The 24,138-nt window shown below is 70.0% G+C and carries 27 protein-coding genes; 13 read left to right on the top strand and 14 right to left on the bottom strand.

Features of this window, described 5'->3' with window-relative positions; all coding sequences use genetic code 11:
- Positions 1-654 (bottom strand): MBL fold metallo-hydrolase, encoded by a 654-nt coding sequence (locus VKG81_RS03345; RefSeq protein WP_324389684.1) that lies wholly within the window; start codon positions 652-654, stop codon positions 1-3.
- Here VKG81_RS03345 and VKG81_RS03340 point away from each other — a divergent pair.
- From VKG81_RS03340 to purQ, 3 genes are all read left to right on the top strand, one after another.
- Positions 631-1,395, top strand: coding sequence for an ATPase (locus tag VKG81_RS03340; RefSeq protein ID WP_414685129.1), 765 nt, complete (start codon positions 631-633; stop codon positions 1,393-1,395). The genes VKG81_RS03345 and VKG81_RS03340 overlap by 24 nt on opposite strands.
- Positions 1,396-1,468: 73 nt before the next feature.
- On the top strand, positions 1,469-1,708 hold the full coding sequence (gene purS, locus VKG81_RS03335; protein WP_324389682.1) for a phosphoribosylformylglycinamidine synthase subunit PurS: 240 nt from the start codon (positions 1,469-1,471) through the stop codon (positions 1,706-1,708).
- The gene (gene purQ, locus VKG81_RS03330) at positions 1,705-2,379 is read left to right on the top strand and encodes a phosphoribosylformylglycinamidine synthase subunit PurQ (RefSeq protein ID WP_324389680.1); all 675 of its coding nucleotides are present in this window, start codon (positions 1,705-1,707) and stop codon (positions 2,377-2,379) included. The genes purS and purQ overlap by 4 nt, the downstream gene beginning before the upstream one ends.
- Before the next feature lie 115 nt (positions 2,380-2,494).
- Here purQ and VKG81_RS03325 read toward each other — a convergent pair whose 3' ends face one another.
- Together VKG81_RS03325 and VKG81_RS03320 are read right to left on the bottom strand one after the other, a co-directional pair.
- Positions 2,495-3,295 carry a family 1 encapsulin nanocompartment shell protein gene (locus tag VKG81_RS03325; RefSeq protein WP_324389678.1) on the bottom strand — a complete coding sequence of 267 codons (801 nt, stop codon included), beginning with the start codon at positions 3,293-3,295 and terminating at the stop codon, positions 2,495-2,497.
- Positions 3,295-4,272 carry a Dyp-type peroxidase gene (locus tag VKG81_RS03320; RefSeq protein WP_324389676.1) on the bottom strand — a complete coding sequence of 326 codons (978 nt, stop codon included), beginning with the start codon at positions 4,270-4,272 and terminating at the stop codon, positions 3,295-3,297. Before VKG81_RS03320 ends, VKG81_RS03325 begins: the two co-directional genes overlap by 1 nt.
- A 42-nt stretch (positions 4,273-4,314) precedes the next feature.
- Here VKG81_RS03320 and VKG81_RS03315 point away from each other — a divergent pair, with 42 nt between their 5' ends.
- From VKG81_RS03315 to VKG81_RS03300, 4 genes are read left to right on the top strand one after another with little or no spacing between them, the layout of a single operon-like run.
- Positions 4,315-5,604 (top strand): M18 family aminopeptidase, encoded by a 1,290-nt coding sequence (locus tag VKG81_RS03315; RefSeq protein ID WP_324389674.1) that lies wholly within the window; start codon positions 4,315-4,317, stop codon positions 5,602-5,604.
- Complete coding sequence (purL, locus tag VKG81_RS03310; RefSeq protein ID WP_324389672.1) at positions 5,601-7,880, top strand: phosphoribosylformylglycinamidine synthase subunit PurL; 2,280 nt, start codon at positions 5,601-5,603, stop codon at positions 7,878-7,880. Before VKG81_RS03315 ends, purL begins: the two co-directional genes overlap by 4 nt.
- On the top strand, positions 7,877-9,631 hold the full coding sequence (locus tag VKG81_RS03305) for an alpha/beta hydrolase (RefSeq protein WP_324389670.1): 1,755 nt from the start codon (positions 7,877-7,879) through the stop codon (positions 9,629-9,631). Before purL ends, VKG81_RS03305 begins: the two co-directional genes overlap by 4 nt.
- Complete coding sequence (locus VKG81_RS03300; RefSeq protein WP_324389668.1) at positions 9,631-10,254, top strand: CPBP family intramembrane glutamic endopeptidase; 624 nt, start codon at positions 9,631-9,633, stop codon at positions 10,252-10,254. Before VKG81_RS03305 ends, VKG81_RS03300 begins: the two co-directional genes overlap by 1 nt.
- On the opposite strand, the gene VKG81_RS03295 is transcribed toward VKG81_RS03300, so the two are convergent.
- Positions 10,251-10,865, bottom strand: coding sequence for a pyridoxamine 5'-phosphate oxidase family protein (locus VKG81_RS03295; protein WP_324389666.1), 615 nt, complete (start codon positions 10,863-10,865; stop codon positions 10,251-10,253). The two genes, VKG81_RS03300 and VKG81_RS03295, sit on opposite strands and share 4 nt — an antisense overlap.
- 87 nt (positions 10,866-10,952) lie before the next feature.
- On the opposite strand from VKG81_RS03295, the gene VKG81_RS03290 reads away from it, so the two are divergent.
- Both VKG81_RS03290 and purF read left to right on the top strand, forming a co-directional pair.
- On the top strand, positions 10,953-11,345 hold the full coding sequence (locus VKG81_RS03290) for a sterol carrier family protein (protein WP_324389664.1): 393 nt from the start codon (positions 10,953-10,955) through the stop codon (positions 11,343-11,345).
- A gap of 133 nt (positions 11,346-11,478) precedes the next feature.
- Complete coding sequence (gene purF, locus VKG81_RS03285) at positions 11,479-13,008, top strand: amidophosphoribosyltransferase (RefSeq protein WP_324389662.1); 1,530 nt, start codon at positions 11,479-11,481, stop codon at positions 13,006-13,008.
- Here the strand turns inward: purF and VKG81_RS03280 are convergent.
- On the bottom strand, positions 13,005-14,348 hold the full coding sequence (locus VKG81_RS03280) for an SDR family oxidoreductase (RefSeq protein ID WP_324389710.1): 1,344 nt from the start codon (positions 14,346-14,348) through the stop codon (positions 13,005-13,007). The genes purF and VKG81_RS03280 overlap by 4 nt on opposite strands.
- 252 nt (positions 14,349-14,600) lie before the next feature.
- On the opposite strand from VKG81_RS03280, the gene purM reads away from it, so the two are divergent.
- Positions 14,601-15,674, top strand: coding sequence for a phosphoribosylformylglycinamidine cyclo-ligase (gene purM / locus VKG81_RS03275; protein WP_324389660.1), 1,074 nt, complete (start codon positions 14,601-14,603; stop codon positions 15,672-15,674).
- A 26-nt stretch (positions 15,675-15,700) separates the two neighbouring features.
- Here purM and VKG81_RS03270 read toward each other — a convergent pair whose 3' ends face one another.
- Both VKG81_RS03270 and VKG81_RS03265 read right to left on the bottom strand, forming a co-directional pair.
- Positions 15,701-15,868 (bottom strand): DUF3073 domain-containing protein, encoded by a 168-nt coding sequence (locus VKG81_RS03270; protein ID WP_324389658.1) that lies wholly within the window; start codon positions 15,866-15,868, stop codon positions 15,701-15,703.
- Positions 15,869-16,008: 140 nt separating this feature from the next.
- The gene (locus VKG81_RS03265) at positions 16,009-17,094 is read right to left on the bottom strand and encodes a folate-binding protein YgfZ (protein WP_324389656.1); all 1,086 of its coding nucleotides are present in this window, start codon (positions 17,092-17,094) and stop codon (positions 16,009-16,011) included.
- 37 nt (positions 17,095-17,131) lie between these two features.
- Here VKG81_RS03265 and VKG81_RS03260 point away from each other — a divergent pair, with 37 nt between their 5' ends.
- Positions 17,132-17,983: an aminodeoxychorismate lyase gene (locus VKG81_RS03260; protein ID WP_324389654.1), complete on the top strand. Its 852-nt coding sequence runs from the start codon at positions 17,132-17,134 to the stop codon at positions 17,981-17,983.
- Positions 17,984-18,269: 286 nt separating this feature from the next.
- Here VKG81_RS03260 and VKG81_RS03255 read toward each other — a convergent pair whose 3' ends face one another.
- The 7 genes from VKG81_RS03255 to lmeA all read right to left on the bottom strand — a co-directional run bounded on the left by VKG81_RS03255 (position 18,270) and on the right by lmeA (position 22,110).
- A complete protein-coding gene (locus tag VKG81_RS03255) occupies positions 18,270-18,920 on the bottom strand; it encodes an FABP family protein (RefSeq protein WP_324389708.1) in 651 nt (216 codons plus the stop codon).
- Positions 18,921-19,042: 122 nt separating this feature from the next.
- Positions 19,043-19,345, bottom strand: a complete 303-nt coding sequence (locus tag VKG81_RS03250) for a DUF1416 domain-containing protein (RefSeq protein ID WP_324389652.1) — start codon at positions 19,343-19,345, stop codon at positions 19,043-19,045.
- A gap of 1 nt (position 19,346) precedes the next feature.
- The gene (locus VKG81_RS03245) at positions 19,347-20,180 is read right to left on the bottom strand and encodes a sulfurtransferase (RefSeq protein WP_324389650.1); all 834 of its coding nucleotides are present in this window, start codon (positions 20,178-20,180) and stop codon (positions 19,347-19,349) included.
- Positions 20,181-20,231: 51 nt separating this feature from the next.
- Positions 20,232-20,690, bottom strand: a complete 459-nt coding sequence (locus VKG81_RS03240) for a DUF4395 domain-containing protein (RefSeq protein ID WP_324389648.1) — start codon at positions 20,688-20,690, stop codon at positions 20,232-20,234.
- Positions 20,691-20,756: 66 nt separating this feature from the next.
- Entirely contained in the window at positions 20,757-20,846 is a 90-nt protein-coding gene (locus VKG81_RS21450) for an Ms5788A family Cys-rich leader peptide (RefSeq protein ID WP_414685128.1), read from the bottom strand.
- A 14-nt stretch (positions 20,847-20,860) separates the two neighbouring features.
- Complete coding sequence (locus tag VKG81_RS03235; RefSeq protein ID WP_324389646.1) at positions 20,861-21,298, bottom strand: thioredoxin family protein; 438 nt, start codon at positions 21,296-21,298, stop codon at positions 20,861-20,863.
- On the bottom strand, positions 21,295-22,110 hold the full coding sequence (gene lmeA, locus VKG81_RS03230) for a mannan chain length control protein LmeA (protein WP_324389644.1): 816 nt from the start codon (positions 22,108-22,110) through the stop codon (positions 21,295-21,297). Before lmeA ends, VKG81_RS03235 begins: the two co-directional genes overlap by 4 nt.
- A gap of 128 nt (positions 22,111-22,238) precedes the next feature.
- Between lmeA and VKG81_RS03225 the strand changes: the two genes are divergently transcribed.
- On the top strand, positions 22,239-23,012 hold the full coding sequence (locus VKG81_RS03225; RefSeq protein WP_324389642.1) for a response regulator transcription factor: 774 nt from the start codon (positions 22,239-22,241) through the stop codon (positions 23,010-23,012).
- Positions 23,009-23,950: a mycothiol synthase gene (mshD, locus tag VKG81_RS03220; protein ID WP_324389640.1), complete on the top strand. Its 942-nt coding sequence runs from the start codon at positions 23,009-23,011 to the stop codon at positions 23,948-23,950. The genes VKG81_RS03225 and mshD overlap by 4 nt, the downstream gene beginning before the upstream one ends.
- Positions 23,951-24,138: the final 188 nt, after the last annotated feature.

Raw genomic sequence — 24,138 nt, 5'->3', positions numbered from 1 at the left:
TCAGAACTCGGTCGCCTGCTCCTCTGCCAGCACCCGAAAGTCGGTGCGGCCCATCTCTTCGTAGCGCTGGTAGTACAGGCCGACCGCGACGGGGTTGACGATGCCCTGATGAATCGGTATGGCCCGCAGGGGTTTTACCGCTCTCAAGTATTCGACGGCTTCGGATATCTTCAGCCACGGCGCGGCCGCGGGCAGCGCGAGCACATCGATCTCCTCGGCGGGAATGAACAGCGCGTCGCCGGGATGCATCAGCCGGGCGGGGTGCCCTGAGTCCCCGACCAGATAAGAAATGTTGTTGATCAGTGGGATTTCCGGGTGGATGACCGCGTGCACGCCGCCGATGCCGCGGACCCGGAGACCGTCGATCGACAGCTCGTCACCGACGTGCACGGGCTGCCACCGGTCGCCGAGTTGCGCGGCGGTCTGCGGGTCGGCGTACAGCGCCGCGCCCGGGTTGGCGTCGACGAGTGCGGGCAGCCGCGACGTGTCGGCATGGTCGGGGTGTTGATGGGTGATCAGGATCGCCGACAACCCGGTGATGCCCTCGAAGCCATGCGAGAACGTGCCGGGATCGAACAGCAGCGTGGTGTCGGACCCCTTTTCGGCGGGAAAGCTGGCAAGTAGGCACGAGTGGCCGAAATGCGTGAGTTGCATTCCCCGATTGTGCGCCGTGCAGGTGTCGCCTCGGTATCCTTGCCGCCTAGGGTGTGGTCTGTGACACGGCTGCTTACGGGCCTCGGTGCGGCGGCGATGCTTGCGGCCCTCGGTGTGCTGGCGCCGGGGCCGGCGCCCGCTGTGCCCGACACCTGCCCGCCGAATTGTGACCGCATCCCGGCGACGGCATGGATCGATCCCTCCGCGATCCCGCTCTACCCGACGTACAAGTGGCCGGATTTGGCCGCGCTGTCGGTCACCGCGTCACACCCGCGGTTTCGCTTCGAGGAGTGGTGCGCGTCGCCGCCGGTGCCCGGCGATCCCCGCGAGTACGCGGTCGCGGCGAAAGCGGCCGTCGCGAATCCGCCCGGCCAGTGGCAGCTGCAGGTGCAGGTCCTGCACTGGCGGGGCGAAACCTGGCGCGGCGGCCAGGATGCCGACGCGGTGCTGCAGTCGGCCTCGGCGGCGCTGCGGTTCTGCCAACTCACCGCGCCGGGTACCTCGCCGTCGCTGACCACCGAGGAACCCGGCCGGCTCGCGGCGGTGATCAGCGTCGCCGGGCCGACTTCGACGGTCGTGCACGAATATCTGGTTTCGCACCCGCAGAGCAGCACGGTGGTCGAGCTGACGATGTGGGCGTCGTCGCCGCCGGCCGTCGCCTGGCCCACGGTCGCCGACAGCCAGGTGCTCGACGCGCTGGTTGCGCCGCTGTGCGTCGGATACATCTCGTCGTGCCAGTAACCGGACGCATGCCCCGGCGCCGGTAGAGTTGTCGCCGGACCAGCAACAAACACCGGCAAGCGAGGAGCTGCGCGTGGCGCGGGTGGTAGTGCACGTCATGCCCAAAGCCGAGATCCTTGACCCGCAGGGTCAGGCCATCGTGGGCGCGCTGGGCCGCCTTGGACACGCAGGCGTCTCGGATGTGCGGCAGGGCAAGCGTTTTGAACTCGAGGTCGACGACACCGTCGACGACGCGGCCGTCGCCGAGATCGCTGAATCGTTGCTTGCCAACACGGTGATCGAGGACTGGACCATCAGCAGGGAGCCGTCATGACCATGCGCGTGGGGGTGATCACCTTCCCCGGCACCCTCGACGACGTCGACGCCGCCCGAGCGGTCGGGCTCGTCGGCGCGGAGGCGGTGAACCTGTGGCACGCCGCCGCCGACCTCAAGAACGTCGACGCGGTGGTGGTGCCCGGCGGCTTCTCCTACGGCGACTACCTCAGGGCGGGCGCGATCGCCAGGTTCGCCCCGGTGATGGGGGAGGTGATCGCGGCGGCGGGGCGGGGTATGCCGGTGTTGGGGATTTGCAACGGCTTTCAGGTTCTGTGCGAGGCCGGGTTGCTGCCGGGGGCGTTGACGCGAAACGCGGGACTGCACTTCGTGTGTCGCGACGTGTGGCTGGAGGTGGCCTCGAACGGGACCGTATGGACGACACGCTACGAGCCGGGCGCCGATCTGCTGATCCCACTGAAGTCGGGAGAGGGCCGCTACGTCGCGGCCGAACCGGTGCTCGACAAGCTCGAAGGCGACGGCCGCGTGGTGTTCCGCTACCGCGACAACCCGAACGGCTCGATGCGCGACATCGCCGGTGTCTGCTCGGCGAACCGCCGGGTCGTGGGCCTGATGCCGCATCCCGAACACGCGACCGAGCCCCTCACCGGGCCGTCCGACGACGGCCTCGGCGTCTTCTACTCCGCGCTGGACGCGGTGCTGGCGGCCTGAGAGCCTGCCGAAAAACCAGAAGTGATATCGCATGCGCTATCACTTCTCGCGTTCATGTCACAACAGCTGGACGTTACTGGCGTGGCGGATGTGGCCTGTGGCATCTCAGCGTGCGCTAACCGGCCGTCAGGGCCACCGACGCCTCGGCCGTGTAGGACAGGAACGTCAGCGTCTCCTGCAGATACAGCTGCACCGAGTCGGCATCGTGGCTGAGGTAGCCGATCGACACGTCGGTGCCCAGCTGCAGATCGAAGTCGCCGCCGCGGGTGGTCAGCACGAACGCTCCGTCGATGGCCGGCGCCCAGATGATGTCACCGTTCACGAGCCGGTTGATGTGTTCCAGGATCGGATAGCCATGGTCGGAGGTTTCGCTCACCGCGGTGTAGGCGTCCGCCGACAGCAGCACCGAATACGGCCCGTCGACGCCGGCCAGCCGCAGCTCGGTGAGGGCCTGGCTGATCACGTCCGGGATGTGGCGGGCATCGGCGGGGAGCGTGAGCGCGGGGTTGGAGCTGGTCTGGCGGATGCCCTCGATCGACGCGGCCTGGTACCCCTCGAAGATCGCGCGGTCCTCCACGAAGGCCATCTTCTTCGCGGCATCCTTCACCGGCTCCCAGTCCGAGTCGTTGGACCCGCGCTCGACGTCGTCGATTTCGATCCGCGACAGTGCGAACGGAACCCGGAGCCGCACAAGCGGTTTGCTTGCCCGCAGGTGCGCGACCACGCCGTCGGTCGGCGGTGACACATCGAGCAGCCGGCCGGTGCTGACCGCTGCGGTCACGGGTCCGCCGGGCTCGCTGACGTCTACCACCCGCCTCCCGGCGATATGGCGTTTGAAGGTCCGTGATGCCTCGAGTTCGATTTCGCCCCAAGCCAATTCGTTGATGGGAGCAAGTTCGCGGTAGAGATTGTCCATCAGCGGGTTCCTTTCAGGCTGCCGATTCGCAGAGATCTGTCAGAGGGCGCTGGCGGCGGGTCGTTGAGGAAGTCGACGACCGGGGTGAAGAACATGGTGCCGGTGACCGCGGTGGAGAAGTCCAGGATGCGGTCGGTGTTGCCGGGCGGATCGCCGATGAACATGTTGCGCAGCATCCGTTCGGTCACCGCGGGCGTCCGCGAGTAACCGATGTAGTACGTGCCGAACTCCGGCTTGCCGACCTCGCCGAACGGCATGTTGTGCCGGATGATCTTGAGCTCGTTGCCGTCGTCGTCCTCGATCACGTTGAGGGCGAGATGGGAATTGGCCGGCTTCTCGTCGTCGTCGAGCTCGATGTCCTCGAGCTTCGTACGCCCGATCACCCGCTCCTGCTCGGTGACCGACAACGAGTTCCACCCGTTCATGTCGTGCACGTACCTCTGCACGTGCACATAGCAGGAGCCGGCGAAGCCGGGGTCCTCGTCCCCGATTTGGGAGGCGCTGACCGCGAGCGGGCCGTCGGGATTTTCCGTACCGTCGACGAAACCGAGCAGGTCGCGGTTCTCGAAGAAACGGAAGCCGTGCACCTCGTCGACGACGCTCACCGCGCCGCCCATCGCGTCCAGGATGCGCCCGGCCAGCTCGAAGCAGACGTCCATCGCCTCTGCGCGAATGTGGAACAACAGGTCGCCGGGGGTCGAGGGGGCGCGGTGGCGCGGCCCTTTGAGTTCGGCGAACGGGTGCAGCTCGGCGGGTCGCGGTCCCGAGAACAGCCGATCCCACGCCTCTGAACCAATGGATGTGACGAGCGTCAGCCGTTTCGACGGGTCACGGAAGCCGACGGCGCGAACCAGGCCCGACAGCCCCGTCAGCCCGTCGTGGACCGCCGCCTCGCCGCCGGCGTCGATCGTGGCTACCAGGAAGATGGCCGCGGGCGTCAGCGGCGCCAGAACTGGTTGCGGCAGAACGGCAGGCATCACCTGACCCTAACGCCTACCGGATCGGTAATGATGAGCAATATGTCAGCGACCGCGCGTGGCCTGTGCGACTTCATCGATTCGTCGCCGTCACCGTTCCACGTCTGCCTCAACGTCGCCCGGCGGCTGCGCGCCGCCGGCTACACGGAACTCGCCGAAGCCGACCCGTGGCCGCACGGCGGCCGGTTCTTCACGGTGCGCGCCGGCTCGGTCGTCGCGTGGAACTCCTCCGCCGATCCGAGCCGGGCGTTCCGGATCGTCGGCGGGCACACCGACAGCCCGAACTTGCGGGTCAAGCAACATCCGGACCGGCTGGTGGCGGGGTGGCAGGTGGTGGCCCTGCAGCCCTACGGCGGCGCGTGGCTCAATTCGTGGCTGGACCGCGACCTGGGCATCAGCGGCCGCCTGTCGGTGCGCGACGGCGGCGGGGTGCGCCAACAGCTGGTGAAGATCGACGAGCCGATCCTGCGGGTGCCGCAGCTGGCCATCCACCTGGCCGAAGACCGCAGGTCGGTCACGCTGGACCCGCAGCGGCACGTCAACGCGGTGTGGGGGGCGGGCGGCGGCTGCCGGTCGTTTCTGGAGTATGTGGCCGGTGCGGCCGGCGTCGACGCCGGCGACGTGCTCGGTGCCGACCTGATGACCCATGATGTGCAGCCGTCGAGACTGGTCGGGGCCGGCCGTGACCTGCTCAGCGCGCCGCGGCTGGACAACCAGGCGACGTGCTATGCGGGCCTGGAGGCGCTCATCGCCGCCGAACCGCGCGACTACCTGCCGGTGCTGGCGCTGTTCGACCACGAGGAGGTCGGCTCGACGTCGGACCACGGCGCGCAGTCCAACCTGCTGACAACCGTGCTGGAGCGCATCGTGCTCGCGGCGGGCGGCAACCGGGAGGACTACCTGCGCCGGCTGCCCGGCTCGCTGGTGGCCTCCGGTGACATGGCGCATGCGACGCACCCCAACTACCCGGAGCGCCACGAGCCCGGTCACCTGATCGAGGTGAACGCGGGTCCGGTGCTCAAGGTGCAGCCGAACCTGCGGTACGCGACCGACGGCCGGTCGGCGGCGGCTTTCGCGTTGGCCTGTGACCAGGCCGGGGTGCCGCTGCAACGCTATGAACACCGTGCCGATCTGCGCTGCGGGTCGACGATCGGGCCGATGACCGCCGCGCGGACCGGCATCCCGACCGTCGACGTGGGCGCCGCCCAGCTGGCGATGCATTCGGCGCGCGAGCTGATGGGCGCCGAGGATGTCGCGTCGTATTCGGCGGCACTGCGCGCGTTTTTCTCTCCGCACGCCGGGGCCGATCGGCAAACTAAGCTGTCGGCGTGACGTCGCCGGACACCGTGCAGCGCGCCGCCGCCACGCCGGACCTGCCGCAGCCCTACCGTGAGCTGGGTCTCAGGGACGACGAGTACCAGCGGATCCGCGGAATCCTCGGCCGTCGTCCCACCGACGCCGAGCTGGCGATGTATTCGGTGATGTGGAGCGAACACTGCTCCTACAAGTCCTCGAAGGTGCACCTGAGGTACTTCGGGGAGACCACGACCGAGGAGATGCGCGCCAGGATGCTGGCCGGCATCGGCGAGAACGCCGGCGTCGTCGACATCGGCGACGGCTGGGCGGTCACGTTCAAGGTGGAATCCCACAACCATCCGTCCTATGTCGAGCCGTACCAGGGCGCCGCCACCGGCGTCGGCGGAATCGTGCGCGACATCATGGCCATGGGCGCTCGCCCGGTCGCGGTGATGGACCAGCTGCGGTTCGGCGCCGCCGACGCGCCCGACACCCGCCGCGTGGTCGACGGAGTGGTGCGCGGCATCGGTGGCTACGGCAACTCGCTCGGGCTTCCCAACATCGGCGGTGAAACCGTCTTCGACGCGTCCTATGCCGGCAACCCGCTCGTCAACGCGCTGTGCGTCGGGGCGCTGCGCAAGGAGCAGCTGCACCTGGCGTTCGCATCGGGGACCGGCAATAAGATCATCCTGTTCGGGGCCCGCACCGGGCTCGACGGCATCGGCGGAGTGTCGGTGCTGGCGTCGGAGACGTTCGACGGCGACGAGTCCGCGGCCGGCCGCAAGAAGCTTCCGTCGGTCCAGGTCGGTGACCCGTTCATGGAGAAGGTGCTCATCGAGTGCTGCCTGGAGCTCTACGCCGCGGGCCTGGTGGTGGGCATCCAGGATCTCGGTGGTGCCGGATTATCCTGTGCCACCTCGGAATTGGCGTCAGCCGGTGACGGCGGGATGGCGATCGAGCTCGACAGGGTGCCGCTGCGCGCGGCGAACATGACGCCCGCCGAGATTCTGGCCAGCGAGTCGCAGGAGCGCATGTGTGCGGTGGTCAAGCCGGAAAACGTCGACGCGTTTCTGGCCGTGTGCCGCAAGTGGGACGTGCTGGCCTCGGTGATCGGCGAGGTGACCGACGGCGGCCGGCTGCGGGTCACCTGGCACGGCGAGACGGTCGTCGACGTGCCGCCGCGCACCGTCGCGCACGAGGGCCCGGTCTATCAGCGGCCGGTCGCCCGCCCGGACCGCCAGGACGCTCTCAATGCCGACACGTCGGACAGGCTGCCGCGGCCGGTGACGGGCGACGAGCTGCGCGCGACCCTGCTGGCGATGCTTGGCAGCCCGCACCTGTGCAGCCGCGCGTTCATCACCGAGCAGTACGACCGCTACGTGCGCGGCAACACCGTGCTGGCCGAACACGCCGACGGCGGCGTGCTGCGCATCGACGAGCGGACCGGCCGCGGGATCGCGGTGTCGACCGACGCGTCGGGGCGCTACACGCAGCTGGACCCCTACGTCGGCGCGCAGCTGGCGCTGGCCGAGGCATACCGCAACGTCGCGGTCACCGGCGCGACGCCGATCGCGGTGACCAACTGCCTGAATTTCGGCTCACCGGAAGATCCCGCTGTCATGTGGCAGTTCGCCCAGGCGGTGCACGGGCTCGCCGATGGCTGTGCGGCACTTGGTATTCCGGTCACGGGCGGCAACGTGAGCTTCTACAACCAGACCGGCTCCACCGCGATCCTGCCGACCCCGGTGGTCGGGGTGCTCGGCGTGATCGACGACGTGACCCGCCGGATCCCGACCGACTTCGGCACCGAGCCCGGCGAGACGCTGATTCTTCTCGGCGACACCCGCGACGAGTTCGACGGCTCGATCTGGGCCCAGGTCACCGCGGGCCACCTGGGGGGCCGGCCCCCGGCCGTCGACCTGCGGCGAGAGCGGCTGCTGGCCGACGTGCTGACCGCGGCATCCGGCGACGGGCTCGTCACAGCGGCTCACGACCTGAGCGAGGGCGGCCTGATCCAGGCCGTCGTCGAGTCGGCCCTGCATGGCGAAACGGGTTGTCGCATCGTGATTCCCGAAGCCGCCGATCCGTTCGTCACGCTGTTCTCCGAGTCGACCGGACGGGTGCTGGTCGCGGTGCCGCGCACGGAGGAGAGCAGGTTCCGCGCGATGTGCGAGGCGCGCGGATTGCCTGCCACCCGGATCGGGGTCGTCGACCAGGGCTCCGACGCGATCGAAGTTCAAGGCCTGTTCACGGTGTCGTTGGACGACCTGCGCGCGACCTACGAGGGCGTGCTGCCCGGTCTCTTCGGATGACCACCGCCGTCAGCACCGACACGGGCGAACCCCCTGCCGAGACCGCCGAACGCCGGCGCCACCCGCTGCTGGTCTGGGCGTGGGGCCTGGTCCGGCTCGACTTCGTCGGAGTCGGGTTCGGCGCGCTGTTCTTCTGCCTGTCGCTGACGCCGTCGCTGCTGCCGCGCCAGTGGCTGTTCCAGGGATTGATCGGGGGCATAAACGCGGCGATCGGTTACGGCATCGGGGTTGTGCTCGGCAAGGTGGTCCGGCACCTTGTGTTGCGCGGCCGGTCGTGGTGGCCGCCGAGTCCGCGGGTGCTGTACTGGGCGAAGGCGCTGACGGTGGGCGTGTCGATCGGGGCCGGCGTGCTGCTGATGATCCCGGCGGCCGCATGGCAGCGGCAGGTGTCGGGCCTGATGGGTATGGAAGGCCCGTCGACCCTGGGTTACCTGCGGACCGTGGTGATCGCCCTCGCCGTCGGCGGTGTGGTGGTGGGTGTGTCGCGGGTGCTGCTCGATGCGGTCAAGGTCCTGGCCCGCTACCTGATCAGGCGGTGGGGCGTCAACGACGAGGTGGCGCAGTTCATCGGCACCGCGATCGTCGCGATCTTGGCCATCACCCTGGTCAACGGCGTGTTGGTCCGCGGGTTCTTCGTTGCCGCCAGTGCGGTCTTTCAGCCGCAGAACTCCAGCACACGGCCCGGGATCACCCAGCCCGCTCAGCCCGAGAGGTCAGGCAGCCCGGCGTCTTTCGCGCCATGGACCACCCTGGGATATCAGGGCCGCAACTTCGTGGCCACCGGGCCGCACGCCGACGAGCTGACCGCGCTGAACGGCCGTCCGGCCAAAGAGCCGATCCGCCTGTATGTCGGTCTGCAGACGGCGGACACCGCCGAGGGCCGGCTCAGCGTGCTGCGCAGCGAACTCGACCGCACCGGCGCCTTCGAGCGCAGGGTTCTGGTGATCATCCCGACCACCGGCACCGGCTGGGTGGACCCGGTGGCGGCGCGTTCGATCGAGTCGATTTACAACGGCGACACCGCGCTGGTTGCGATGCAGTACTCGTATCTGCCCAGCTGGATCTCGTTTCTCGCCGACCAGCAGAAGTCGCTGGAGGCGGGCAGGGAGTTGGTCGACACGGTGCACGATCGGTGGGCGCTCTGGCCGCCCGATCACCGGCCGAAGCTGATGCTCTACGGCGAAAGCCTCGGCTCCATGGCCGGGCAGGGCGCATTCGGCTACCTCCCCGACATCATTCAGATGGGCTTCTCCGCGGTGTTGTGGGAAGGCCCGCCCTACGCGAGCCCGCTGTGGCGGGCACTGGTCATCCGCCGGGATCCCGGCACCCCGGAGGCGGAGCCGCGCTACGACGACGGGCGCACGGTGCGGTTCTCCCAGGGCGATGACACCCCCGTCGTCGCGGCACCGCCGTGGGACGGCACCCGGGTGCTGTTCATCCAGCACGCGTCCGATCCCGTGGTCTGGTGGTCGCCGAGTATGCTGTTCGAGCGCCCCGATTGGCTGCGTGAGCCGCCCGGGCCCGACCGCACCGCCTCGATGCGCTGGTATCCGATCGTCACGTCGTGGCAGGTCGGTGCGGACCTGACGAACGCGTACAGCGTGCCCGTCGGGCACGGCCACCACTACGGCGATCAGGCGCTGGACGGCTGGGTCGCGGTGGCGCCGCCCGACGGGTGGACCGCGGCCGACACCGACCGCGTCCGGCGTGCGCTGGAAAAGGTCGAGGCATCCGGCGGGCCCGAATATTGATGCGGCGCGAAGTCTTCCGTGCCGTTGTCTTGGCTGCCGGTCTCCTGCGCTGGAGCGTGACCGGACCCGGGCGGCGGCATCCGTTGGTGCAGGCCGGGTTGGCGGCGGGGCTGGTCGCGTTGACCGGCGCACGTCTCGGGCTGCGGCCCCCGGCCCTGTGGGCCGGTCTGCGGACCGGCCTGGCGGCCGCTGCGCTGGTGGCGGCGGGAGTTGCCGCAGCCACCGCGTCGCCGCGGGTGCGGGCCGCGATGGCGGGACGGGACCTGCCCGGCCCGGTGGCGGCCTGGCTGGCGGTCGGGATTCCGCTGGGGACCGTGTGGTCGGAGGAGGCGGCCTACCGGGCGGCGCTGGGAACCGTGGCCGCCGACGCGTTCGGTCGCGGTGCCGGGCGGCTGCTGCAGAGCGCGGCGTTCGGGCTGTCGCACGTTTACGACGCGCGCGCCACCGGCGAGCCGGTGGTTGCGACCGTGCTCGCGACCGGTGTCGCCGGGTGGCTGTTCGCGCGGCTCTTCGAGCGCTCGGGCAGCCTCGCCGCGCCGATGCTGGCGCACCTGGCGATCAACGAGGCCGGCGCCGTGGCCGCGCTCGCCGTGCAATCCCGGCGCCGTGTGTCGGCGGGTTAGTACAGCACCTTGCGCAGGCTCTCGTCGCTGTAGTACTCGTCGAGCCGGGCCTGGCTCCAGTCGGGTTTGGTGGCCTTGGCGATCCGCGCGACGCTGGGCACCGCCGTCGGGTTCCAGCTCTGCGGGTTCCATGTGTCCGAGCGCAGAAATGCCTTGGGGCAGTGGAAGAACACCTCTTCGATGTCGATCTCGAGCGCAAGTACCGGGCGTTTGCCCCGCACCGCCATCGCATCGAAGTAGTCGGCGTCGGCCAATATCCGCGCGGCGCCGTTGATGCGGAGGGTGTCGCCGCGTCCGGGGATGACGAACAGCGTGCCTACGTGTGGGCGCGCCAGCACATTGACGTATCCGTCGGCGCGCTTGTTGCCGGGTCGCTCCGGGATCGCGATCGTGGTGTCGTCGATGACGTGCACGAAGCCGGCCGGATCGCCCTTGGGCGAGACGTCGACGCGGCCCTGCGCGTCGGTGGTCGCCACGAAGCAGAGCGGCGAGTGCGCCAGCCAGTCCCGCTGAGTCGGCGAAAGCCGGTTGCCGACCTTGTTGGCGACGTAGGTGTTCGGATGGCCGACGATCGCGCGCAACTCGTCGATCGTCGTGACTTGACGGCGCATTGCTCCATCATGGCAACTCGGTGTGGGTGTCGTCGATGCCGAAGCTGACGACCTGTTGTTGGTGGCGATGGTTAGGATCGCCGGGCTATGCCCGCTCGCCGCGCCGTCGACCCCGCGCAGACACGCGCCGCGGTGCTCGCCGTCGGGCCGTGGCTGCGCGACGAAACCCGCCCCGGGCCGTCCCGCGACGAGCTTGCGGCGGCGGTCCGGCTCACCGCCCGCACGCTCGCCGGGCGGGCGCCCGGCGCCAGCGTCGAGGTCAGGATCCCACCTTTCGTTGCGGTGCAATGCATTTCAGGTCCTCAACATCGGCGCGGCACACCGCCGAACGTGGTGGAAACCGATGCCCGGACGTGGCTGCTGCTGGTTACCGGCCTGCTGTCGGTGCCGGACGCGGCGGCGACGGGCGTGCTGCAGTTGTCCGGCGCGCGCGCCCCGGAGATCGCGTCCTGGTTGCCGCTGGTCCCGGTGGACGGCTGAGCATGGAATGCCCGGGTGGCGGCGACCGTTGAACAAACCGCGGCGACACTGCCGCGCTGATTCCGTTATCCGCCCGTGATCACCGTAGACTCGGTGACGTCACCCCGATCGCGCCCCTGGGAGCAGCCACACCGTGACCGGCCAGCAGACCGAGCCCGAGAATCCGCCGCGCGAAGAGTGCGGTGTCTTCGGCGTCTGGGCTCCCGGCGAGGAAGTCGCCAAGCTCACCTACTACGGCCTCTACGCGCTGCAGCACCGCGGGCAGGAGGCCGCGGGCATCGCGGTTGCCGACGGCTCGCAGGTTCTGGTGTTCAAGGACCTCGGCCTGGTCAGCCAGGTGTTCGAGGAGCAGACGCTGGCCGCGATGGAGGGCCACGTCGCGATCGGGCACTGCCGGTACTCGACGACCGGCTCCACCACCTGGGAGAACGCCCAGCCGGTGTTCCGCAACACCGCCGCGGGCACCGGGGTGGCCCTCGGCCACAACGGCAACCTCGTCAACACCACCGAGCTCGCGAGCCGCGCCCGGGAGCTCGGGCTGATCAACACCCGCGGGGCCGCCCCCGCGACCACCGACTCCGATATCCTCGGCGCGCTGCTGGCCCACGGCGCCGCCGACGCGACGCTGGAGCAGGCGGCCCTGGAGCTGCTGCCGACCGTGCGCGGCGCGTTCTGCCTCACGTTCATGGACGAGAACACCCTGTACGCCGCGCGCGACCCCTACGGCGTGCGGCCGCTGTCGCTGGGCCGGCTTGACCGCGGCTGGGTGGTGGCCTCCGAAACGGCCGCGCTCGACATCGTCGGTGCCTCCTTCGTCCGCGACATCGAGCCCGGTGAGCTGCTGGCCATCGACGCCGACGGCGTCCGCTCCACTCGTTTCGCCAACCCGACCCCCAAGGGCTGTGTCTTCGAATACGTCTACCTGGCCCGGCCGGACAGCACGATCGCGGGCCGGTCCGTGCACGGCACCCGCGTGGAGATCGGCCGGCGGCTCGCCCGCGAGCGGCCGATCGACGCCGACCTGGTGATCGGTGTGCCCGAATCCGGCATCCCCGCGGCGGTCGGCTACGCCCAGGAGTCGGGCATCCCGTACGGCCAGGGCCTGACGAAGAACGCATACGTCGGCCGCACGTTCATCCAGCCGTCGCAGACCATCCGTCAGCTCGGTATCCGGCTCAAGCTCAACCCGCTGCGCGAGGTGATCCGGGGCAAGCGGCTGATCGTCGTCGACGACTCGATCGTCCGCGGCAACACCCAGCGTGCGCTCGTCCGGATGCTGCGGGAGGCAGGCGCGGTCGAGGTGCACGTGCGGATCGCGTCGCCGCCGGTGAAGTGGCCGTGCTTCTACGGCATCGACTTCGCCACCCCGGCCGAACTGATCGCCAATGCCGTCGAGAACGAAGACGAGATGCTCGAGGCGGTGCGGCACGCGATCGGCGCGGACACCCTGGGCTACATCTCGTTGCAGGGCATGATCGCGGCCAGCGAGCAGCCGGCGTCGCGGCTGTGCTGCGCCTGCTTCGACGGCAAGTATCCGATCGAGTTGCCGGGCGAGACGGCGTTGGGCAAGAACGTCGTCGAGCAGATGCTTGCCACCGCGGCCCGCACCGGCATCGGGGTTCAGGCCGAGAACGACAACGTCTCGGCGCTGCGGCGCCCCTAACGCCCGCTGCTGCCGGCGACCACGTCGGCGAACGTTGCGCGAAACCTGCGGCGGTGCAACGGAAGACCCCCGTACCAGTACAGCCGCCCGGCGATGCCGCGCGGGTAGAAGATCGCCCGCTGGTCATAGCGGCTGCCACGACCGTCCACCCGCCTCACCCGCATCTCCAGCCACTCCCGCCCCGGGGCGCGGGTCTGGCGGAGCAGCAGCAACAGCTGACCGGGCTCGCGGGTCTCCACCCGGGACCGCGCCTGAACCGGGCTGGCGTCGATCACCTTCCACAGCTCCTCGGGTGTCGCCGGCGTCCACGCGGACCGGTTGATCGTGTAGGCGATCTCACCGGCCCACTCGGGATCGCTGGGCAGCGGCCCCGACGGCGCGCCCTGCGGCGACGCGTTCGCCCACGACGTCTCGACCTGGCCGCGGGCGATGCGCTCCAGCGCCAGCCCGACCGCCTCCCGGTAGCCCGTCAGGCCGCCCGCCGGTGGCGGGATCACCGAGTCGATGTCGTGGTCGCCCATCACGGCGTCGCAGTGCAGCGACTCCACCAGCGGCCGGGCCAGCCCGGAGGGGATCGGCGTCACCAGGCCCACCCACCAACTCGCGATGGTCGGCGTCAGGAACGGCAGCACGACGATGAGCCGCCGCCTCAGCCCGGCTTCCTCGGCGTAGATCTGCATCATCTCGCCGTACTCGAGTACGTCGGGCCCGCCGATGTCCCAGGTTCGCGACCACGGCACCTCCGCCGACGCGGCCTCGACCAGATAGTGCAACACGTCGCGGATCGCGATCGGCTGGATCCTGTTGTGCACCCACTTCGGTGTCGTCATCGCGGGCAGCCGATCGGTGAGATGGCGGATCATCTCGAACGACGCGGAGCCCGAGCCGATGATCACACCCGCCTGCAGCACGACGGTTTCGATGCCGGAGCTGAGCAGGATGTCGCCGACCGCGGTGCGCGACTGCAGGTGCGGCGAGAGCCGGGCGCCCGAGGGATGCAGCCCGCCGAGATACACCAACCTGCCAACCCCGGCACGGCGGGCGGCGGCGACGACGTTCATCGCCGACCGGCGTTCCTCGGCGGCGAAGTCCTCCGACGTGCCCATCGAGTGCACGAGGTAATAGACCACGTCGACCCCGTCGAACGCGGCGGTCAGCGACTCCGGATCGCCCAGATCCCCGCGAACCACCTCGACCGCGTCCCGCCACGGCACGCCGGCCAGCTTGTCGGGCGTCCGCGCCATCGCGCGCACGTCATAGCCGCGCGCCAGCAGGCGCGGCACCAGCCGTCCACCGACGTAACCGGTCGCCCCCGTCACCAAGCAGCGCATCTCGACCATCGCCTCCCGTCGCGCTCTAAGAACCATTCGAAGCCATGTCGGCGGTGGATTGCCCGGTGCGCCGTCAGGAGAAACCGCCGGGGGCGATCGTGATCTGACGGAACACGTAATCGGTGCCGCCACAATTCCGTCCCCTGGACTCCCGTCGCCGAGGTGGCCGACGCGGTGCCCGGGAAAAGAATCGCCCCGACCACAACTGCGGCTGTGAGGATGACACCGCGGGTTGGCCACATACCGGTAGCCTTACACGCGATGACGGAACGAGCCGACGAACTCGGCATCTCATACGCTTCGTCCGGGGTGGATATCGAGGCCGGCGACCGGGCAGTGGCACTGCTGAAGCCGCTGGCGGAAAGGGCCAGCCGACCCGAAGTCGTCGGCGGACTGGGTGGTTTCGCCGGGCTGTTCGCCCTCAAAGGCGGCTATCGCGAGCCGCTGCTGGCCGCTTCCACCGACGGTGTCGGCACCAAGGTCGCGATCGCCCAGGCGATGGACAAGCACGACACCGTCGGGCTCGATCTCGTCGCGATGGTCGTCGACGATCTCGTGGTGTGCGGCGCCGAGCCGCTGCTGCTTCAGGACTACATCGCGGTCGGCCGCATCGTCCCGGAACGGATCGCCGCCATCGCCGCGGGCATCGCCGAAGGCTGCGTGCGGGCCGGCTGCGCGCTGCTCGGTGGCGAGACCGCCGAGCATCCCGGCTTGATGGCGCCCGACGCCTACGACATCTCGGCGACCGGCGTCGGGGTCGTCGAGGCCGACGACGTGCTTGGTCCCGACCGGGTGCGTCCGGGCGACGTGGTGATCGCGATGGGTTCGACGGGCCTGCATTCCAACGGCTACTCACTGGCCAGGCACGTGTTGCTCGAGATCGACCGGATGAATCTGGCCGGACACGTCGAGGAGTTCGGCCGCACGCTGGGCGAGGAGCTGCTCGAGCCGACCCGCATCTACGCCAAGGACTGCCTCGCGTTGGCCGCCGAGACGCAGGTCCGCACGTTCTGCCACGTCACGGGTGGCGGGCTGGCCGCCAACCTGGCGCGGGTGATACCCAACGGACTCGTCGCGGAGCTGGACCGCGGGACGTGGACGCCCGCGCCGGTGTTTTCGATGATTGCGCAGCGCGGGCGGATCGACCGCGCCGAGATGGAGAAGACGTTCAACATGGGCGTCGGCATGGCGGCGGTGGTCAGCCCCGTGGACACCGACCGCGCGCTGGCGATCCTGACGGCCCGTCACCTGAACTGCTGGGCGCTGGGCACCGTCAAGAAAGCCGGCAAGAGCAGCACCCGGGTGGAACTCGTCGGGCTACATCCCCGATTCTGACCATCGGGGCGTGCGTCACGTAAGGCCTAGCGGCGCCAGTCGTCCTCGTCGTCCCATCCGCCGTTGTCGTCGGTGTCTACGCGGTCGCCCCCGGACAGCTCTCGCTGGAGACGTTCGAAATCGGTCTGCGGGGAGCTGTACTTCAGCTCCCGGGCAACCTTCGTCTGCTTCGCCTTCGCCCGGCCGCGGCCCATGGGGGAACCCCCTCACGCAATAACGGAGCGGCCCGATGAGAAGGCGGCTCCGATCTGAGTCTGTCTTTGTAAGTCCTGACAACACTTTACCGTGCCCGAGCGCGCTGCGCTGGCAGCCCTTCCCGCAGATGCGGCGCGGGTCACCGGGGAACGCCACGCAGCCGGTCGACCGCGGCACGGCCGGGGCCGGCGACGTCGGCGGCGGGCATGCTGTCGGGGTCGATCGCCAGCGGAACGGGCTCGTCGCCACCGGTGACCAACTCGGTGTCGGCGGGCAGGCCGCGTTTGACCAGTGCCAGCGCCACCGGGCCGAGGTCGACGTGGTCGACGACGGTGCCGACACGGCCTACCGTGCGGCCCCCGGCTGTGATCGCTGACCCGGTGGCCGGCCGCGACACCGAGCCGTCGAGGTGGGTCAGCACCAGCATCCGTGGCGGTCGGCCCAGGTTGTGCACCCGCGCGACGGTCTCCTGGCCGCGGTAGCAGCCCTTGTCCAGGTGCACGGCGGTGCCGATCCAGCCCACCTCGTGCGGGATCGTGCGCTCGTCGGTGTCCACCCCGAGCCTGGGTCGCAGCCCGGCGACGCGGTGCGCCTCGTAGGCCCACACGCCGGCGGGACGAAGCCCGGCCGCCGGGAGCCGCTGTCGCCAGTCGGCCAGCTGGTCGCGGGGCACCACGACCTCCAGCGCGATGGGCGGGCCGTCGCGGTCGCCCGGCATTCGCCGGACGAAGCCGCCGCCGGCGAGCGGCACCGCGACCAGTTCGCCCGGCAGCGCGTCGACGCCCAGCGCGTCGAGCACCCGACGCTCGGCCAGTGCGGGCCCCAGCAGTGACAGCACGCCGTAGTCGCCGGCGTCGGGCACGACGTCGGCCCAGAACACCATCCGCTTGAGGTAGGCCAGCAACGGCTCGCCGCGCCACGGCTCGGTGTCCAGATAGCTGACCCCGCCGAGCTCGGTCTGGATCCAGTGGTCTTCCACGCGGCCCTGGCCGTCGAGGCTGAGGTTCTGCACGGTGGCGCCGTCGGGCAGTTCGGCGACCTGCTGGGAGGAGATGTTGTTCAGCCAGCTCAGTCGTTGGGCGCCGGTCAGGGTCAGCACCGCGCGATGTGAACGGTCGACGAGGACCGCGTCGGCCAGCGCGGCGCGTTGTTCGCCGAGCGGGTCGCCGTAGTGCCATACGGCCCCGGCGTCGGGGCCCGAGTCGGGTGCTGGCACGGCGGACACTCTTTCAACTCTACGGCCGCCGGTTACCCTTCTGCCCATGTCCGTAGTCGTCACGCTCGACGGGGAATTTCACGATCCGGCCGCGCCGCTGCTGTTCGCCGACGACCTGGCCGCCGTGCGCGGCGACGGCGTCTTCGAAACCCTGCTGGCCCGCGACGGGCGTCCCTGCCTGCTCGACGCTCACCTGCAGCGGTTCGCGCAGTCGGCCGAGATGATGGACCTGCCCGCGCCCGACGCGGACGCCTGGCGCAGGATCGCCGACGCCGCGGCGTTGCGCTGGGGGCAGGGGCGCGGCGACGAGGGGGTGATGCGGCTGGTCTACAGCCGCGGCCGGGAAAGCGGCGGCCCGCCGACGGCGTACCTGACCGTGAACCCGCTGCCCGGGCGGGTCGCGGCGGTGCGCCGCGACGGGTTAGCGGCGCTGACGCTGGCCCGGGGGCTGTCCACGACAGCGTCGGCGGCGCCGTGGCTGCTCGCGGGCGCGAAGACCCTGTCGTATGCGGTGAACATGGCCGCGCTGCGCTACGCCGCCGAGCGCGGCGCCGGTGACGTGATCTTCGTCAGCTCCGACGGCTACCTGCTGGAGGGCCCGCGCTCGACGGTCGTCATCGCCGCCGGCGGCGCGCTGCTCAGCCCGCCGCCGTCGCTGCCGATCCTGCACGGCACCACCCAGCAGGCGCTGTTCACCGTCGCCGCGGCCAAGGGCTACCGCTGCGAGTACCGGCCGCTGCGGCCCGCGGACCTGCTGAGCGCGCAGGGCATTTGGCTCGTGTCGAGCATCACACTGGCCGCGCGGGTGCACACCCTCGACGGTCGCGCGCTGCCGCCGTCGCCGATCGCCGCCGAGTTCAGCGAGCTGGTCGACCTCGCGATCGTCAGCGACCGCTGATCTGCTTGCGGCGAACACAATTCGGTTGTCGCCGCGCCGCCACGCGGGTACGGTCGCCGGTACACGAGGAAGGAGGTGGTCCGAGAAATTGATTCACTTATGGACACGTGAGGTGACTGCCGGCTAGCAGCCGCGGCGAGGACTTCACCGCCTGGGCGCTGGCGAATTCCCCGCAGTCACCCGGCCCCCGAGCCCCTCGGTCGGTCCAACCAGGAACGCACGGCTCGGGGGCCGCTCCATATCCGTTCCACATCCGCCCCCCGAAGCCGACGACGCCAAGAAGCAGTCAGCCCGCGTAGCGCGACAGCCGCGCCGACAGGTGGGGCACCAGACCGCCGTCGGCGTCGACCCTCTCCTCGACATACGCCAGGTCGCCGCCCTCGACGATGCCGTAGAGCCGTTTCGCGCCGCCGACCAGCACACCCGAGCGGCTGCGGGCGAGCGCATCGGTGACGAGCTCCCACGACGACTGGGTGCGCGGCCGGCCGTAGAACAGCTCGACGTAGCCGGCGGAGTGGGCGAGCAGCAACTCGATCGCGTTCGACTCACCCGGGTCGGCGGGGTCGTCGACGAACCGCCAGAACCCGGTCTCGCGCAGCGTCGGCTCGGCATATTCGCCCTGCTCGGTGAGCCGCCAGGACCGCGACTCCCAGTTCAGGTAGTCGCGGCCGTCGTGGGAGACGATGATCTGCTGGCCGAACCGGTAGTCGCCGTGGGGGCCGCGGCCCTCACCCTCACCGCGCCAGACCCCGACGAGGGGCAGCAGCGCCAGCAGCGCGTCGTGCAGGCTGGCGCCCACCCGCAGGTTCGCGGTGTCGGGGGGCAGCGGCAGGTCGTCGAAGACCGGGATGTTGCGGGCCGCCGTGGTTTTCGCACGTTCGGCCGCCGCGGCCACCGCCCGGTCGGCTGACCCGGGTGTACTCACGAGTCGTCGGATATCAGCCGGTACACCGCGTAGAGGGCGAACCAGGTGATCATGACGACGCACGCGACCAGCAGGATCTCGTAGAACAGGACCACGCGATCGAGTCTAGTCAAGCCGGCCCGACCGAAGGCGCCTCAGGCGACCTTGACGTCGACCTCGTGGACCCCGGCGCCGTGCGGCGCCACCACGGCGTCGCCGCTGCCGATCGCCGACAGCGCGCGCACCGTCCAGGATCCCGGGGCCGCGAAGAACCGGAAGTCACCCGTGGCCGACGCCACCACCTCGGCGGTGAACTCGTCGGACGCGTCGAGCAGCCGCACGAACGCGCCGCCCACCGGCTGCCCGGAGCCGTCGACGACCCGGCCGGTGATCACCGTCTCCTTCTCGACGTCGACACCGGCCGGCAGCGTCTGTCCTTGCTCGGGTGCAGAGCACATATCAGCTTCCCAACTCGATCGGGGCCCCCACGAGAGAGCCGTATTCGGTCCAACTTCCGTCGTAGTTCTTGACGTTCTCGTGCCCGAGAAGCTCGCGAAGCACGAACCATGTGTGCGACGAGCGCTCCCCGATGCGGCAGTAGGCGATGGTCTCCTTGGTGCCGTCCAGGCCCGCCTCCGCGTACAGCTTGGCCAGGTCGTCGTCCCGCTTGAACGTGCCGTCCTCGTTGGCGGCCTTGCTCCACGGCACGTTGATCGCGCCGGGGATGTGGCCGGGCCGCTGGCTCTGCTCCTGGGGCAGGTGCGCGGGCGCCAGGATCTTGCCGGAGAACTCGTCCGGCGAGCGCACGTCGACGAGGTTCTTCTCGCCGATCGCCGCGATCACCTCGTCGCGGAACGCGCGGATGCTGTTGTCCGGCTGCTTGGCGGTGTAGCTGGTCGACGGCCGGTTGACGGCGTCGGTGGACAGCGGGCGCCCGTCGAGCTCCCACTTCTTGCGGCCGCCGTCGAGCAGCTTGACCTTGTCGTGCCCGTACAGCTTGAAGTACCAGTACGCGTAAGCGGCGAACCAGTTGTTGTTGCCGCCGTAGAGGATCACGGTGTCGTCGTTGGCGATGCCGCGGTCGGACAGCAGCTTCGAGAACTGCTCGGCGTCAACGAAATCGCGCTTCACCGGATCCTGCAGATCCTTGCGCCAGTCCAGCCTGACCGCACCGGCGATGTGCCCGTTGTCGTATGCGCTGGTGTCCTCGTCGACCTCGACGAAGACGGTGTTGGGTGCGTCGAGATTGCTCTCTGCCCAGTCAGCCGTGACCAGGACGTCGGAGCGGGCCATGAATTTCCTTTCGGTTGCTTGCCAGAATCCAGAATCCAGAAATCAGGAAGGTCAGGTGACGGACGCCGGTCTCCGGCGGAACCGGGCCACCGGCGGGTACAGCTGGCACCCCAGGCAGATGCCGAACGCCGCGTTGAGGAACGCCGCGACGAGCGCGAACGCGGTCGCGATCTCACCGAGCAGGGCCAGTCCCGTCGCGAAACCTATTACCCCGGCGACGGCGAAGACGAACCCGACGAGCTGGGCGAACTTCAGCGGCGCCACCGGCTCGCGCGAGGTGACCGGGCCGAGCCGCGGCGCGACCAGCCCGGCGTACACCCGCCCGTACGGGCTCAGCCGCGGGCCGCGCAGCGCGCCGATCGCGAACACGACGGCCTGCAGGAAAAGCAGCACCGCGGCGGCCAACGCGCTGAACGCGGCGACGACAAGCGTGGCCACCAGGACGGCGCTGGTGACCCAGGCGGCGAAGCGGGGCCCGCGGACGTCCACCTGTTCGGTGTTGGTCGGCATCGAGGTACTCCTGTGCTGACAGAGCTGGCAAGGGACAGGCCAGAAGGGCCGCAGACGAGCGTTGGCTCAGCGGCAACAGCAACAGCAACAACCCGCGACGCGGCACAGATCTACTGCGCGGCGCTTGGTGAGCATGGGCTCCAGGCGGGCGGACACGTCGGCCAGCTTACCTAATCGGGGTGTGGTGAAGCCAACAGCGGTTGCAGCGCCGCCCGGAGGTCGGCGGCCCGCGGGACTCCCGCGGTCCGGTAACGCTGCCGCCCGTCGGCGTCGAAGATGAACGTCGTCGGCAGCGACAACACCGAAAGCCGGCGCGCGGCAGCGGGATCGATGTCCATGTCGATCTCGACGTGCGCCACCCCGTCCAGCTCGCCGCAGACCTGGTTGACCACCCGTCGCACCGCGGCGCACGGCCCGCACCACACCGCGCTGAAGTGCACGACCGTCGGACCCGTCCCCGACAGCCCCAGATCTGTGGTGTCGAGTTCGATGCGGTTGCTCACCTGGCGTAGCACCCCCGACCGGCGCCGGACCACCGTACCGATCACCGCCGCGACGGCCAGCGCCGCCGCGACGACGGCCAGCGCCACGATCAACGAAACGCTCATGACTGCCTGAACTGATCGAGGGCGACGGTTAGTCCCTGTGCGATTCCTTCGACGATCACGTCGGATCCGCGGGCGCCTTCATGGGTGGGCGCGACGCCGAACGGCAGCCGCTGCCCGGGCAGGCTCGTGGTGAACGCGGCCAGCACCGCGTCCATCTTGTCCGTGGGCACCCGCGCCTCGGCGGTGCCCGCCCCAGTGGTCACGCCGGTCGCGGTGAACACCAGCGTCGAGTTGTCGGGCCCCGCGGTGGACAGGTCCACCAGGACGCTGACCCGCGTGTGGAAGTCCGCGGACTTGGGTGTCCCGGTGAACACCAGGCCCGTGCTGCTGGAGATGCCGGACTCGGTGGTGCCGCCGGTGGCGCCGTTGGTCTCCTTCGAGGGCGCCTCCACCATCAGGTCACGGATGTCCATGAACCGGCCCAGGTGGGTGGAGTCGATGATGATGCGGCTTTCGACCTTACCGACGGGCAGCGGCGCGTTCGGCCGGACCAGCCACGACGCCTGGCTCAGGTCGACCGAGTGCAGGGTGGCCTCCAGCGACGCCTCACCCACCCGGGCATGCTCGACGCCGTTGGCCTTGAACTCGACCTCGTTGTAGCGATGCCGCAACGCCTGCGAGATGAACGGGAACCCGATGATGCCGACCCAGGGGTCGAACGACAGCCCGGCTTCGCTGCGCAACGTGCGCGCCATCCGGTATTCGGCGTAGATCGCGGTTCCGAAATCCACCCCGACCGCGCCGGCGGCGAGTGCGACGGCGGTCACAATCACGGTGATCAGCAGCGCGCGCACCCGGACATTCTCGCTCACGGCCGCGCCACTGCCGCCCCGGGGACGGCTAATTCGCAGGTGGCACGCTATCGTTAGAGGACCGCAGCCCGGCAATCGGGCCTACCTCGGTCGTACGTCGCGAAGTCGTACCACCCGCGTTGGAGGGTGTGTTGGATCTCCTGCTGCTCACAGTGGACCCCCATCCGGAGTCGGTGCTGCCCGCGTTGTCGCTGTTGCCACACACCGTGCGGTCGGCGCCGACGGAGGTGTCCTCACTGCTGGAAGCCGGCAACGCGGACGTGGCGATCGTTGACGCGCGCACCGACCTGGCGGCCGCGCGCGGCCTGTGTCGTCTGCTGGGCACCACCGGGACGTCGGTTCCGGTGGTGGCGGTGGTCAACGAGGGCGGACTGGTCGCGGTCAACGTCGAATGGGGGCTGGACGAGATCCTGCTGCCCGGCACCGGGCCCGCCGAGATCGACGCCCGGCTGCGGCTGGTCGTCGGCCGTCGCGGCGGCATGGCCAACCAGGAGAACGTGGGCAAGATCACCCTCGGCGAGCTGGTCATCGACGAGGGCACCTACACCGCCCGGCTGCGGGGCCGCCCGCTGGACCTGACCTACAAGGAGTTCGAGCTGCTGAAGTACCTGGCCCAGCACGCCGGCCGGGTGTTCACCCGCGCGCAGCTGCTCCAGGAGGTCTGGGGATATGACTTCTTCGGCGGCACCCGCACCGTGGACGTCCACGTCCGGCGCCTCAGAGCCAAGCTCGGCCCCGAGTACGAGTCGCTGATCGGCACGGTCCGCAACGTCGGTTACAAGGCCGTGCGGCCGGCGCGGGGACGGACCTCGCCGGCCGACGCCGAGCTCGTGGACGACGACGCGTTCGTCGCCGCCGACGGTGTCCCGGACGGGGTGTCGGAAGCCCTGCGCACTCCGTGACGGACCTCGGCTGGCGCTCCGCGGCCGCCGTTCCCGAACAACAGGTCCGTGACCTGATCGCGGCGGCAACCCGCGAGGACGGCGTCGCTCCGGTCGGCGAGCAGGTGCTTTCCGAACTTGGCTCCGACCACACCGCGCACCTGCTGGCCGGCGATGACCGCCGCGTGGTCGGGTACCTCAACCTCGCCCCGGCGGGCGGATCGGCACCGCCGATGGCTGAGCTGGTGGTTCATCCGCTGTCCCGCCGCCGCGGTGTCGGGTCGGCGATGATCAGGGCGGCCCGGGCGAAAGGTGGTGACAGCACCCGGATTTGGGCCCACGGCACGCTCCCGCCGGCCCGCGAGACGGCCCGCGCGCTGGGCCTCGAGGCCGTTCGTGAGCTGCTGCGGATGCGCCGCTCGCTGCATGAGCTGCCCTCACCGGCGATCCCGGCCGGCGTGCGGGTGCGCACGTATGCCGGGCCCGGCGACGACGCGGAGCTGGTGCGGGTCAACAACGCGGCGTTCTCGTGGCACCCCGAGCAGAGCGGCTGGACCGTCGACGACATCGCCCGGCGGCGATCCGAGCCGTGGTTCGACGCCGGCGGCGTGTTCCTGGCGTTCGACGAGCGCACCGGCGCGCTGCTCGGCTTCCACTGGACGAAGGTTCATCTCGACGAGCCGGGGCTGGGCGAGGTGTACGTGGTCGGCGTGGACCCGGCAGCCGGGGGCAAGAGGCTGGGTCACGCGCTGACGTTGGTCGGGATCCGCCATCTGGCCGAGCGGCTCTCCGGCGACCCCGACCCGACGGTCATGCTTTACACGGAGGCCGACAACACCGCCGCCGTGCACACCTACCAGCGCCTGGGCTTCACGATTTCCGGGGTCGACACCGCCTATGCGCTCCGGTTCATCCCGCGTTCATCCTCACGGGGTAGGCAATTCACAGTCGGGACCTAGGTTCAGTGGCCGAGCAGCGACGGACTGCTCCGCGGAACAGCGGAACATGTTCCGTGGCTCGGCCTCGACCGGTGGCGACACTGCTGTCGTCACCCTGACTGTTGAAGGAGCTACGTGAAGCTCAACCGACCTGGCGCTGCGCTCAGCCTGCTGGCGGCCGGCGCCCTGGTGATATCGGCTTGCGGCAG

Origin of the sequence: Mycobacterium sp., assembly GCF_035314905.1 — a bacterium.
In the GTDB taxonomy this organism is placed as follows: Bacteria; Actinomycetota; Actinomycetes; order Mycobacteriales; family Mycobacteriaceae; genus Mycobacterium.
The sequence above is the reverse complement of the archived record's forward strand: the minus strand, read 5'-3'. Positions and strand labels throughout refer to the sequence as shown.